Origin of the sequence: Stappia sp. P2PMeth1 (assembly GCF_900185735.1) — a bacterium.
In the GTDB taxonomy this organism is placed as follows: domain Bacteria; phylum Pseudomonadota; class Alphaproteobacteria; order Rhizobiales; family Stappiaceae; genus Stappia.
Genome location: NZ_FYAW01000017.1, coordinates 103,609 through 115,823 on the forward strand (window position 1 = coordinate 103,609; position 12,215 = coordinate 115,823).

Consider the following 12,215-nt stretch of genomic DNA (forward strand, 5'->3'; position numbering starts at 1 on the left):
TTGAAGGCGCAACAGATGATCCTCTACGGCACCAATCCGATTGCCTGGTCCAACGACGACGACCAGAGCCTCGGCGCCCATATTTCGCTTGAAACCTGCCTGTCGCAGGCCGCCGAGATCGGCTTCGACGGCATCGAGAATGGCCACAAGTTTCCGACCGACCCGGCGGAATTGGCGAAAACGCTGGCGCCGCACGGGCTGAAATTCGTCTCGGCTTGGTACTCGCTGCAACTGCTGACCCGCTCGGCCGAGGCCGAGATCGAGGCGATCGGCGCGCATCTGGCGCGGCTGAAGGCGATGGGCTCGCCGGTGCTGATCGCCTGCGAGACCTCCAACGCTATCCACGGCAACGATACTGTCGCGGTCAACGACCGGCCCCGTCTCGACCGGGAGCGATTCGCTGCCTTTTGCGCCGATCTGGAGCAGGTCGCGGCCCATTGCGCGGCGCAAGGCGTGCCCCTCGTCTACCATCACCACATGGGCACCATCGTTGAAAGCGAAGAGGAAATCGACGCGCTGATGGAGCTGACCGGCCCGGCGACGCGGCTGCTGCTCGACACCGGCCACGCCTATTTCGGCGGCGGCGATCCGGCGCGGCTCGCTGAAAAGCATATGGGCCGCGTTTCACATATCCACGCCAAGAACGTGCGCCCGGATGTAATGGCAGAGGTTCGCGAGGAGGGGCTGAGCTTCCTCGAAGGCGTGCGGCGGGGCGTCTTCACCGTGCCGGGCGACCCCGAAGGCGGGGTCGATTTCGCGCCGGTGCTGAAGACCGCGGCGAAGCACGAGTATTCGGGCTGGCTGGTCATCGAGGCGGAGCAGGACCCGGAGGTTCGTGACCCGGTGACCTACCAGTCGATGGGGCTGAAGGCGCTCAAAGCAATGGCCCGCGAGACCGGCCTCGACCGGGGATAAGGCGGGCCGCAGGGCCGCGACACACACGAGACGGGAGAGGGACGCCATGGCTGATCTGCTGGTGAAACCAACGGCTAAGCACGGCAAGGTGCACGACATCACGCCGCAGAGCGCCGGCTGGTCCTATGTCGGGTTCACGCTCTACCGGCTGGCGCCGGGCGAGAGCGCGAGCGAGGCGACGGGCGAGCGCGAGGCGATCCTGGTGCTGGTCGAGGGGCGGGCCGAACTCAGCGCCGGCGGGGTCGCCTTCGGCGAGCGGGGCGAGCGGATGAGCGTCTTCGAGCGCAAGCCGCCGCACTGCCTCTATGTGCCGAACGGCTCGACCTGGGAGGCGAGGGCGACGACCGCGCTGACGCTGGCCGTCTGCACCGCGCCGGGCAGCGGCGGGCACGCGGCCGGGATGATCGAGAACATCGGTTTCGAGACGCGCGGCAAGGGCACCAATACCCGCTACATCCACCCCATCGCGATGGAGGACAAGGACGTCACCGACAGCCTGCTGGTGACGGAGGTTTTCACGCCGCAGGGCCATTGGTCGTCCTACCCGCCGCATCGGCATGACGAGGACAACTACCCCGACATGACCTATCTGGAAGAGACCTATTACCACCGTCTCGACCCGGCGACGGGCTTCGGCATCCAGCGCGTCTTCACCGAGGACGGCAGCCTCGACGAGACGATGGCGGTGTCGGACGGCGACGTCGTGCTGGTCCCGAAAGGGCATCACCCCTGCGGGGCGCCCTATGGCTACCAGATGTATTATCTGAACGTGATGGCCGGCCCCTTGCGCAAATGGCGCTTCAAGAACCACCCAGACCACGACTGGATCGCGCAGCGCGACGCCAAGGCGTAACAGCGAGGCCGAACCGCAAAAAGGCAGCGGTTGCAGTCCCCGGTTAACCGAGATCGCAGATTGCGCAGAACTGTCATTTTGTCCTCACCTGCGCAATGCTAGCTTGCGGCCATTGACGCTCTGGTTGCAGGTGATTGCATGTTAGAGAATTTCTACAGCCCGAAGGGGCGCATGGGACGGATCGACTGGCTGATCTGCTCGATCCTCACCTTCCTCATCGCCTTTGGCAGTCTCGTTTTCTTGGTCACGTACAAGAAACTGTACGGGCCGATGCCACTGGGGGTGTCCCTCCTGATGATCGTCATCGGGCTGGCCATGATCTGGGCGAACTTCTGCCTGTCATCGCGCCGACTGCATGATATCGACCGCAGCGCCTGGTGGTATATGCTGCTCTTTGTCCCCCTGATCGGCGGGGCGGTCCTGTTTGTGCTCTGCCTGTTTTTCCCCGGAACGCAGGGCGCCAATCGCTTCGGCCCGTCGCGCTCGGGCGGCGAGGCCCACGCAGGCTCCGGGGCAGTATCCGGGCTGACGGCGGACGAGATCGACGAGTTGATCCGCCGGCACGCTGCAGGCCAGAGCAGCAGCGGCAGCCGGACTGCGATGTCGGCGAGCGGCCTGCCGCCGCAGGGCCAGCCTGTCGTGGTGGAAAAGCGCCGCGTGCCGCCGGGCGGCGGCACTGCCCGCACGACCTTCGGCCGTCGAGGGCTTGTCTGACCGGCGCAATGGATTGAATTTCCTGAGAAAAAACGCCCGGACGAGGTCCCGCTCGTCCGAGCTATTTTGTGGTGCCGTTTTTTGAGAAATTTCGAGACGGATTTTGCAAAATTCCGTCTCAAACGGCCCGGATTTCGAGACGGGCCTCTCAATATCGAGAAAACCCGTGGTCACGCCGGCTCACGCGGCGATTTTCGCGCCTCGCCGGGGCAGGTGGGGCAGGCGGGGCGAGGTTGTCCCCGCCGCCCGGACCGGTTTATCCACCGAGGACGAGCGCGGCACCGGCGAGGGCCGTCAGGCCGCCGAGCACCCGCGTGACGGCGTTGCCGCGCGAGGAGGCGAGCTTGCCGAGGCCATAGCCGAGCGCGATGCCGGCGGCATGCAGCAGGGCGGTGGCGAGGGCGAAGCCGGCGCCATAGGCGAACTCAGTTGCCGCGCCGATCTCGCCGCCATGGGCATGGCCGTGGAACAGGGCGAAGGCGGCAACGACGGCGGCCGAGCCGGCAACCGGCAGCCGCACGGCGAGCGCCACCAGCAGGCCGAGCGCGACGACCGAGGCAAGGATCGCCGGTTCGACGAAGGGAAGGGCGATGCCGGCCAGCGCCAGGACGAAGCCGAGCAGCATGGTGCCGACGAAGGCGGCCGGCACGATATAGACGGCGCGGCCGCCGATCTGCCAGGCCCACAGGCCGACGGCGACCATCGCCAGGATGTGGTCGGCGCCGAACAGCGGATGGCTGAAGCCGGCGGCGAAGGAGCCGTGCTCGCCCGGATGGAGATGGGCAAGGGCGGGCGTCGCGGTGAGCGCCAGGGCGGCGGCGGTCGCAGCGAAGGCAGCGGCGCGCCGGGCAAAAGTGAACCTCGTCATGCAGTCGATCCTTTTCTCAAGTCGATCCGGCGCCCCGGAATGGGTCGCGCCATTGCTTCAGGTCCTGTCAGTCGTTCAGTCAGGCAGGCTTTTCAGGCAGGTTTTCAGTCAGGCAGATTGGCAGTTTGGCAGATAGGCAGTTTGTCAGGTCGCCGGCCGCACGCGGCGGCCGGCGACGCGCGCCGTCAGGCGGCGGCGTGGTAGAGGCGCTGCTGGAAGACGAGGCCGGTGCGGGCCTTGTCGAGCAGCTTGGCGCCGGCGAGCACGGCAAGGTCGACCAGCGGTTCGACGATGATCACCGTCAGATAGGCGAGGCCGAAGCTGCCGACATCGGCAAGGTTCTCGGCGCTGAAGCCGCCGCCATAGAACGCCCAGAACGCCACCCAGGCGACGATGCCGCCCTGGTAGCTGGTGGAAAGGGCCAGCGCCTGCTTGTAGCTGACGTCCTTGTAGGCGGTCTTCGCCGGGATGATGCGGCGCGCCAGGAGGCTCATGGCGAACAGCGGCACGATCAGCGTCGTCAGGTTCATGCCGTATTGCGGCAGGTCGTCGGGCGCGAAGAACAGGCCCTGGGTGAGCAGGCCGAGCGCCAGGCCGATGCCGGCGGGACCGGCGCCGAGCATCAGGTAGAGCGTCGAGCCGAGAATGATATGGACCTCGGAGACGCCGACCGGCTTGGTCGGCAGCACTTCGAAGAAGCAGAAGACCAGCGCGGTGGCGATCACCGAGCGGACGAGGAGGGCGGCAAGGCCGCCGTCGCGGCGGATCGTGTCGAGCGACATCTTGCCGATCAGGCCGACGGAGGCGGCGGCGGTCGCCACGCTGAGAAGGATCTTGGCGCCGTCGACGACGCCGGGTTCGATATGCATGCAAGCCTCCTTGGCGCACCCACCGTGCGCGAAGCCAGGGACAGGATGGCGCGAGGGGCCCCCCGACGCGCCGTGATCGATGGCAGGTCTCCTGGCTCGCGGTTCCTCGCGCCTGTCCGCCTTCCCGGCTCAAGGCCAGTGGCATTCGGACAGCGCTCGCCGCTCACAGTTGCGGGGGCAGCCACGGTCTTGGCCCCTGTTGGGTACGCCGCACCGTGTTCCCTTTTCACCCGCGTCCGGCTTTGCCACGCGGGAACCATCGGTTGCGATGCTAGAGGGCGGGGCGTTGGCGTGACAAGATCAATTTTCGTCCGATCCTGTTCCGCGTGCGCCATCCCCGGACGCGGCGAAGCCGGAGATCCGGGAACCATTGGTGCCTTTGGCGCTATCGAGGCGGGAACACATCGCCACCCCCACGGCTGTCATACCTGCGAAGGCAGGTATCCAGTATCCGCCGGGCTGGTGGGTTTGCGAAAGCGGATGCCCCTCGACGAGGGGCGCTCGCGGCAGCGCCGAGGCTTGAGCCGAACCGTTCGTGGTTACTGGATCCCGGTCTTCGGCTGCGCCGAAACCGGGACGACAGCCCAGGGGTGGGCGCGCGTCGGTGTGAAGCAGGATGCCTCTCCTTGCGTCTTCCCGGACGGCGCGGCAGCGCCGAGCCGGGACCGGGGAGCCAAGCGTCACCGCTCCTCGGTCTGCAAACCCTTGAAGATCGCCACGCACATCAAGAGCAGGACGAGCGTGAAGGGCAGGCCGGTGGAGATGACCATGGCCTGCAAGGCGCCGAGCCCGCCGCCGATCAGCAGCACGATGGCCACCAGCCCCTCAAAGGTGCACCAGAACACCCGCTGCGGCACCGGCGCGTCGACCTTGCCGCCGGCGGTGATCGTGTCGATCACCAGCGAGCCCGAATCGGACGAGGTGACGAAGAACACGATGACCAGCACGATGCCGATGGTGGAGGTGATGGAGGCGAGCGGCAGGCCCTCGAGCATGGCGAAGAGCGACAGTTCCGGGCTGTAGCTGTCGATCACATTGGCCTTGACCGCGCTGGTCGCCGGGTCGGAGAGGACCTGGTCGATGGCAACGCCGCCGAACACCGCCATCCACAGCACGCAGACCAGCGAGGGGATCAGCAGCACGCAGGTGATGAACTCGCGCACCGTGCGGCCGCGGCTGACCCGGGCGATGAACATGCCGACAAAGGGCGACCAGGAGATCCACCAGGCCCAGTAGAAGGCCGTCCAGCCCTGGCGGTAGTCGTCGTCGGTGCGGCCGATCGGGTTCGACAGGCCGCCGAGATCGGCGCCATAGGCGAGGAGGCCGGTGACGAAGTCGCTGAGGATCGCGAGCGTCGGGCCGGCGAGCAGCACGAACAGCAGCAGCGCGGCGGCGATCACCATGTTGATCTCCGACAGGACCTTGACGCCGCCATCGAGGCCGCGCAGCACCGAAACCAGCGCGATGCCGGTAATGGCGGCGATCAGGATCACCTGCACGGTGAGTGTGTTGGGGATGCCGTAGACGTGTTCGAGGCCGGCATTGGCCTGCTGGGCGCCGAGGCCGAGCGAGGTGGCAAGGCCGAACAGCGTCGCGAACACGGCCAGCGTGTCGATGACATGGCCGGTCCAGCCCCACACGCGCTCGCCGAAGATCGGATAGAAGGCCGAGCGGATCGACAGCGGCAGGCCCTTGTTGTAGCTGAACAGCGCCAGCGCCAGCGCCACAACGGCGTAGATCGCCCAGGGGTGCAGGCCCCAGTGATAGATGGTCGCCGCAAGCCCCATCTGCTTGGCCGCCTCGACGTTCTCCGGGATGATCGAGCCGTCGGCCGCAAACGGCGAGGGGACGCCGAGCGGCGACGAGATGGCCATGTGATAGACCGGCTCGAGCACGCCGAAGAACATCAGGCCGATGCCCATGCCGGCGGCGAACAGCATCGCGAACCAGCCGGCATAGCTGTAGTCGGGGCTGGCTTCCTTGCCGCCGAGCCGGACGCTGCCCCAGGGGCTGACGATCAGGAACAGGCAGAACAGCACGAAGACATTGGCCGCGCTCAGGAAGAACCAGTCGAAGGTGCTGGTCAGCGCCGGCCGCAGCCAGCCGAAGAACGAGGCCGCCTGCTCGGGCGCGGCAAGCGCATAGACGACGAAAGCGACGACGGACAGGCCGGAAATCACGAAGACCGGATTGTGGATGTCGAAGCCGAAGGGCCCAAGCTGGCCTTCCAGATTGTCCTGGCCGATCTCGAAATCGGTGTCGATGATGTCGGATGCGCCTTCCGGTTCGGGGATGCCGGTGGCGCCTGTCTGGTCGGTCATGGTGTGTTCCTGTCGTTGCGGCACGGCCGATCCGCGACGGAAGCCGCTTGCCGGACATGCCTGACGTCTTGCGGGCCTTGCGGCCCGTTCGGATTGTATTTGCGAGCGACCACACCAAGGGGTGTCCGGTGCGACCTGATCCGGCTTGCCGGCGACATCGCCCGCAAGTCTGGGCCCACAGGTCTGGGCCCACAGGTCTGGCTCGCACCCGCAAGAGGCCCTTGCGTCCGGCAAGGAACCACGGATCCGGCCGTGGCCGGCATGCGGGGTTGCAAAGCAGCCGCCCGGACGATCCGGGCGAACGGCGGGAGCTGGAAGTGCCCGATCTGCGCGGGCCCTGATCTTGCTCCAAAAGCGGGACCGGGCCTGCTCGCGCATCCCCGGTCGGCAAGGGCAATGTGGCATATTTGCGGCGATGCCGCAAATTATCATGAATTTCAATGTGTTGTGATGGATTTGGAGATTCGCCGCGGCTGCCGCAGGCGCGCCGGACGCCGACCCGCGATGGCACCGGCTCTTGACTTGGCCGCCGCGGCATCGTCAGGAAGAACGGACAGGAGGCCGCAACAAGCGGCTATGACACGGGATGCCGCGCCGCGTGCAGACGATCGACACGACTTCTTCGCGATTGGACGACCCGCTGGCCGGGCGCGACATCGCCCTCGTCATCTTCGACTGCGACGGCGTGCTGGTCGACAGCGAGCCGATCAGCGAGAGGGTGCTGCTGGCCGCGCTCAAGGAGGCCGGCGTTACGGTCGACCACGCCTATTTCAAGGCGCATTTCCTCGGCCGCAGCTTTCCGCGCGTTGCCCAGAGCATCCGCGACGACTTCCGTGTCGCCCTGCCGGAGAGCTTCGAGAGCGACTATCGGGAGCGGCTGCTTGTCGCCTTCGAGGCGGAGCTGAAGCCGGTCGCCGGCGTGTTCGAGGTGCTGGACCGGCTGGCGGTCGGTGCCTGCGTCGCCACCAGCAGCAGCCCGCCGCGGGCGCGCCGCTCGCTGCACCTGACCGGGCTCGACCGCTATTTCGGCGAGGCCGTGTTCACCGCCTCGCAGGTGGCGCGCGGCAAGCCGGCGCCGGATCTCTTCCTGCATGCGGCGGCGCAGTGTGGCGTTGCCCCCGAGCGCTGCCTCGTCATCGAGGACAGCCTGCCGGGGCTGGAGGCGGCGCGGGCGGCACAGATGGCGGTGTGGCATTTCATCGGCGGCAGCCATCTGGACGCGGGCGATGCCGCGCCCGGCGAGCCGCCGCTGCCGGTTTTCGACCGGTGGAGCGCGTTTTTCGAGATGGCGCCGGCGCTCGGGCGGGCAACGGCGCCGCAGCCGGCCGGGCAGGGGAGCTGAGGCGCGATGGCGGGCAAGGGCGATGCGGATGTCAGCCGCCTCGACGAGGCGGCGCGGGCCGGCTGGCTCTACTATGTCGCCGGCAACACCCAGGACGAGATCGCCCGCAAGCTCGGCGTCTCGCGCCAGTCGGCGCAGCGGCTCGTGTCGCTGGCGGTGAGCGAGCGGCTGATCAAGGTGCGGCTCGACCACCCGATCGCCCGCTGCATGGAACTGGCCGCCAATCTCGCCGACCGATTTGCCTTGCGCATCTGCGAGGTGGTGCCGAGCGATCCGGCGACGCCCGCCTCCATCGTCGGCATCGCCCAGGCGGCGGCCGCCGAGATGGAGCGGCACCTGAAGTCGAGCGCGCCGAAGATCATCGCCTTCGGCACCGGCCGGGCGCTGCGCGCCTCGGTCGACCAGTTGCCGACCATGGACTGCCCGCAGCACAAGGTGGTCTCGCTGCTCGGCAACATGATGTCGGACGGCTCGGCCTCGGCCTATAACGTCATCATCCGCATGGCCGACCGGGTCAACGCCCGCCACTATCCGATGCCGCTGCCGGTGTTCGCACGGTCGAGGGCCGAGCGGGCGCTGCTGCACAACCAGGAGCCGGTGCACAACATCCTGGAACTGGTCAAGGACGCGGACGTGACCTTTGTCGGCGTCGGCAACATGGGCGAGAGCGCGCCGCTCTTCGTCGACGGCTTCATCAGCCGCGACGAGATGGCGGCGCTGACGGCGGCCGGGGCCGTCGGCGAGATCACCAGTTGGGTCTATGACCGGGGCGGCGCGCTGATCGAGGGCCTGACCAACGATCTCGTCGCCAGCGCCCCGCTCGGCAAGGCGCGCGACAAGCCGGTGATCGGCATCGCCGCCGGCGAGGCCAAGGTCGAGGCGATCCTCGGCGCGCTGCGCGGCGAATTGCTGAACGGGCTGATCACCAACGAACTGACCGCCGAGCGCCTGCTGGCGCGCTGAGCGCGGCGCAAGATCCGTCGCTCCCTGACAGATCCGGGGCGCGCGCGGCCGCGGTTGCAGCGCGCGAAGCGCTTCGCGCGCATCCTGTGCCCCCGCGGAAGCGGATTTCAACCTCCTGTGAAATAAAGACTTTTTGCGGCGCAGCAACGAAAGTTGGCGCGGGAAGCGCCGCGCCTGCTTGACGGCTCCTGCCCATTTTGTGAGTATTTGCCCGCAATCATAGCAAATGCCCATGAGGCATCTGGGAGGAGTTCATGACCACATTCATCCGCGCCCTGCTGGGCGCGACGGCCATTTCGCTCGCCGTCTCGCCGGCGCTGGCCGAGAAGCTGACCATCGCCACGGTCAACAATGGCGACATGATCCGGATGCAGCGGCTGACGGACGATTTCGCCGCCAAGCATCCGGGCATCGAGCTGGAATGGGTGGTGCTGGAGGAGAACGTGCTGCGCCAGCGCGTCACCACCGACATCGCCACCAAGGGCGGCCAGTACGACGTGATGACCATCGGCACCTATGAGGCGCCGATCTGGGCGAAGCAGGGCTGGCTGGTGGCGCTCGACGATCTCGGCGCCGACTACGATGTCGACGACCTGCTGCCGGCGATCCGCGGCGGCCTGACCGTCGACGGCAAGCTCTATGCCGCGCCGTTCTACGGCGAGAGCTCGATGGTGATGTATCGCCAGGACCTGATGGAGAAGGCCGGGCTGACCATGCCGGACGCCCCGACCTGGGACTTCATCAAGGAAGCCGCCGCGGCGATGACCGACAAGGGCAACGAGGTCTACGGCATCTGCCTGCGCGGCAAGGCCGGCTGGGGCGAGAACATGGCCTTCCTCAGCGCCATGGCCAATTCCTACGGCGCGCGCTGGTTCGACATGGACTGGAAGCCGCAATTCGACAGCGAGGCCTGGAAGGCGACGCTCGCCGATTATCTCTACCTGATGAACAATTACGGGCCTCCGGGCGCCTCCAGCAACGGCTTCAACGAGAACCTGGCGCTGTTCCAGACCGGCAAGTGCGGCATGTGGATCGACGCCACGGTGGCCGCGTCCTTCGTGACCAATCCGAACGACAGCCAGGTCGCCGAGCAGGTCGGCTTCGCGCTCGCCCCCGACAACGGGCTCGGCAAGCGCGGCAACTGGCTGTGGGCCTGGAACCTCGCGATTCCCGCCGGCTCCCAGAAGACCGAGGCGGCCAAGACCTTCATCGGCTGGGCGACGTCCAAGGACTATCTGGAACTGGTCGCCTCCAAGGAAGGCTGGGCCAATGTGCCGCCGGGCACCCGCACCTCGCTCTACGAGAACGCGAACTACCTGGAGGCCGCGCCCTTCGCCAAGATGACGCTGGACAGCATCAACGCCGCCGACCCGCAGCAGCCGACCGTCGACGAGGTGCCGTATGTCGGCGTGCAGTTCGTCGCGATCCCCGAGTTCCAGGGCATCGGCACGGCGGTCGGCCAGCAGTTCGCCGCCGCCCTTGCCGGATCGGTCTCGGCCGAGCAGGCGCTGCAGAACGCGCAGCAGGCGACCGAGCGCACCATGCGCCGCGCCGGCTACATCAAGTAAGCCTGCGCCAAGGACGAGGACCGGCGCGCGCATGCGGGCCGGTCCGCCCTTCCCAAGACCCGACCACCTGACCCGGGGCTGAACCGATGGCTACCGCCCATTCGCGTGCCGCCGCGCGCGTGATGATCTCGCCGGCCGTGATCCTGCTGCTCGGCTGGATGATCGTCCCGCTGTCGATGACGGTCTACTTCTCCTTCCTCAGCTACAATCTCCTGATGCCGGGGATGGAGGAGTTCATCGGCTTCGGCAATTACGAGTTCTTCCTGTCCGATCCCGCCTTCACCGAGGCGCTGGTCAACACGCTGCTGCTGGTCGGCGGGGTGCTGGTCATCACCATCGGCGGCGGCGTCGGCCTTGCCCTTTTGCTCGACCAGCCGATGTGGGGGCAGGGGATCGTCCGGGTGCTGGTGATCGCGCCGTTCTTCGTCATGCCGACCGTCTCGGCGCTGGTGTGGAAGAACATGTTCATGAACCCGGTCAACGGGCTCTTCGCGCACCTGGCCAAGGCGCTGGGGCTGCCGCCCTTCGACTTCCTCGCCCATGCCCCGCTCGCCTCGATCATCCTGATCGTCGCCTGGCAGTGGCTGCCCTTCGCGACCCTGATCCTGCTGACCGCGCTGCAATCGCTCGACAAGGAGCAGCTTGAGGCGGCGGAGATGGACGGGGCGAGCGCGCTCGACCGCTTCCGCTTCATCGTGCTGCCGCACATGTCGCGGGCGATCACCGTCGTCATCCTGATCCAGACCATCTTCCTGCTGTCGGTCTTCGCCGAGATCCTGGTGACCACCAATGGCGGGCCGGGCTACGCCTCCACCAACATCACCTATCTCGTCTACGCCCAGTCGCTGCTGCAGTTCGACGTGGGCGGCGGCTCCGCCGGCGGCATCGTCGCTGTGATCCTCGCCAACATCGTCGCGATCTTCCTGATGCGGATGATCGGCAAGAACCTGGAGGCCTGACCATGGCGCGTCGAGCCACCGGCACCCGCAAGATCCTCGTCACGCTCGCTGCCTGGAGCGTCGGGCTCGCGATCTTCTTCCCGATCCTCTGGACGATCCTGACCAGCTTCAAGACGGAGGCCGAGGCCATCGCCTCGCCGCCGTCTCTGTTCGCCTTCCGCTGGACGCTGGAAAACTATGTCGAGGTCAACGCGCGCTCCGACTACTTCCTGCATTTCATGAATTCGGTGGTGATCTCGCTGGGTTCGACCCTGCTCGGCCTCTTGATCGCCATTCCGGCCGCCTGGTCGATGGCCTTCGTGCCGGCGAGGCGCACCAAGGACATATTGATGTGGATGCTCTCCACCAAGATGCTGCCGCCGGTCGGCGTCTTGGTGCCGATCTACCTGATCTTCCGCGACTTCGGCCTGCTCGACACCCGCATCGGCCTGATCGTGGTGCTGACCCTGATCAACCTGCCGATCATCGTCTGGATGCTGTTCACCTATTTCAAGGAGATCCCCGGCGAGATCCTGGAGGCGGCGCGCATGGACGGGGCCTCGCTCTGGGACGAGGTGGTGCATGTGCTGACGCCGATGGCGGTGCCGGGCATCGCCTCGACGCTGCTGCTCAACATCATCCTGGCGTGGAACGAGGCCTTCTGGACGCTGAACCTGACGGCGGCAAAGGCCGCGCCCCTGACCGCCTTCATCGCCAGCTATTCGAGCCCGGAAGGGCTGTTCTACGCCAAGCTTTCCGCCGCCTCGACGCTCGCCATCGCGCCGATCCTGATCCTCGGCTGGTTCAGCCAGAAGCAGTTGGTGCGCGGCCTCACCTTCGGCGCAGTCAAGTAAGGACCCGAAC

Annotated in this window: 11 protein-coding genes and 1 riboswitch; of the genes, 8 read left to right on the plus strand and 3 right to left on the minus strand. The window is 67.0% G+C overall.

The window, feature by feature from the left end; genetic code table 11:
- The first annotated feature begins 15 nt into the window (after window positions 1-15).
- From iolE to P2PM1_RS09465, 3 genes are all read left to right on the plus strand, one after another.
- Window positions 16-915, plus strand: a complete 900-nt coding sequence (iolE, locus tag P2PM1_RS09455) for a myo-inosose-2 dehydratase (protein ID WP_186398877.1) — start codon at window positions 16-18, stop codon at window positions 913-915.
- Between the two features lie 46 nt (window positions 916-961).
- The gene (gene iolB, locus P2PM1_RS09460) at window positions 962-1,768 is read left to right on the plus strand and encodes a 5-deoxy-glucuronate isomerase (protein WP_186398878.1); all 807 of its coding nucleotides are present in this window, start codon (window positions 962-964) and stop codon (window positions 1,766-1,768) included.
- A 138-nt stretch (window positions 1,769-1,906) separates the two neighbouring features.
- On the plus strand, window positions 1,907-2,482 hold the full coding sequence (locus tag P2PM1_RS09465) for a DUF805 domain-containing protein (RefSeq protein ID WP_256376457.1): 576 nt from the start codon (window positions 1,907-1,909) through the stop codon (window positions 2,480-2,482).
- A gap of 256 nt (window positions 2,483-2,738) precedes the next feature.
- Here P2PM1_RS09465 and P2PM1_RS09470 read toward each other — a convergent pair whose 3' ends face one another.
- The 3 genes from P2PM1_RS09470 to P2PM1_RS09480 form a co-directional block, all read right to left on the minus strand.
- Window positions 2,739-3,350, minus strand: a complete 612-nt coding sequence (locus P2PM1_RS09470; protein WP_186398880.1) for a HupE/UreJ family protein — start codon at window positions 3,348-3,350, stop codon at window positions 2,739-2,741.
- Window positions 3,351-3,535: 185 nt separating this feature from the next.
- Window positions 3,536-4,219 (minus strand): energy-coupling factor ABC transporter permease, encoded by a 684-nt coding sequence (locus tag P2PM1_RS09475; RefSeq protein WP_186398881.1) that lies wholly within the window; start codon window positions 4,217-4,219, stop codon window positions 3,536-3,538.
- A 63-nt stretch (window positions 4,220-4,282) separates the two neighbouring features.
- Window positions 4,283-4,495, minus strand: a riboswitch (cobalamin riboswitch).
- A gap of 404 nt (window positions 4,496-4,899) precedes the next feature.
- Window positions 4,900-6,540: a BCCT family transporter gene (locus P2PM1_RS09480; protein ID WP_186398882.1), complete on the minus strand. Its 1,641-nt coding sequence runs from the start codon at window positions 6,538-6,540 to the stop codon at window positions 4,900-4,902.
- A 598-nt stretch (window positions 6,541-7,138) separates the two neighbouring features.
- Between P2PM1_RS09480 and P2PM1_RS09485 the strand changes: the two genes are divergently transcribed.
- The 5 genes from P2PM1_RS09485 (at window position 7,139) to P2PM1_RS09505 (ending at window position 12,205) form a co-directional block, all read left to right on the plus strand.
- On the plus strand, window positions 7,139-7,882 hold the full coding sequence (locus P2PM1_RS09485; RefSeq protein ID WP_208985233.1) for an HAD family phosphatase: 744 nt from the start codon (window positions 7,139-7,141) through the stop codon (window positions 7,880-7,882).
- A 6-nt stretch (window positions 7,883-7,888) separates the two neighbouring features.
- Complete coding sequence (locus P2PM1_RS09490; protein WP_186398884.1) at window positions 7,889-8,845, plus strand: sugar-binding transcriptional regulator; 957 nt, start codon at window positions 7,889-7,891, stop codon at window positions 8,843-8,845.
- 254 nt (window positions 8,846-9,099) lie between these two features.
- Window positions 9,100-10,413, plus strand: a complete 1,314-nt coding sequence (locus P2PM1_RS09495; protein ID WP_186398885.1) for a sugar ABC transporter substrate-binding protein — start codon at window positions 9,100-9,102, stop codon at window positions 10,411-10,413.
- Between the two features lie 86 nt (window positions 10,414-10,499).
- Entirely contained in the window at window positions 10,500-11,372 is an 873-nt protein-coding gene (locus P2PM1_RS09500) for a carbohydrate ABC transporter permease (RefSeq protein WP_186398886.1), read from the plus strand.
- Window positions 11,373-11,374: 2 nt separating this feature from the next.
- Window positions 11,375-12,205: a carbohydrate ABC transporter permease gene (locus P2PM1_RS09505; protein ID WP_186398887.1), complete on the plus strand. Its 831-nt coding sequence runs from the start codon at window positions 11,375-11,377 to the stop codon at window positions 12,203-12,205.
- Window positions 12,206-12,215: the final 10 nt, after the last annotated feature.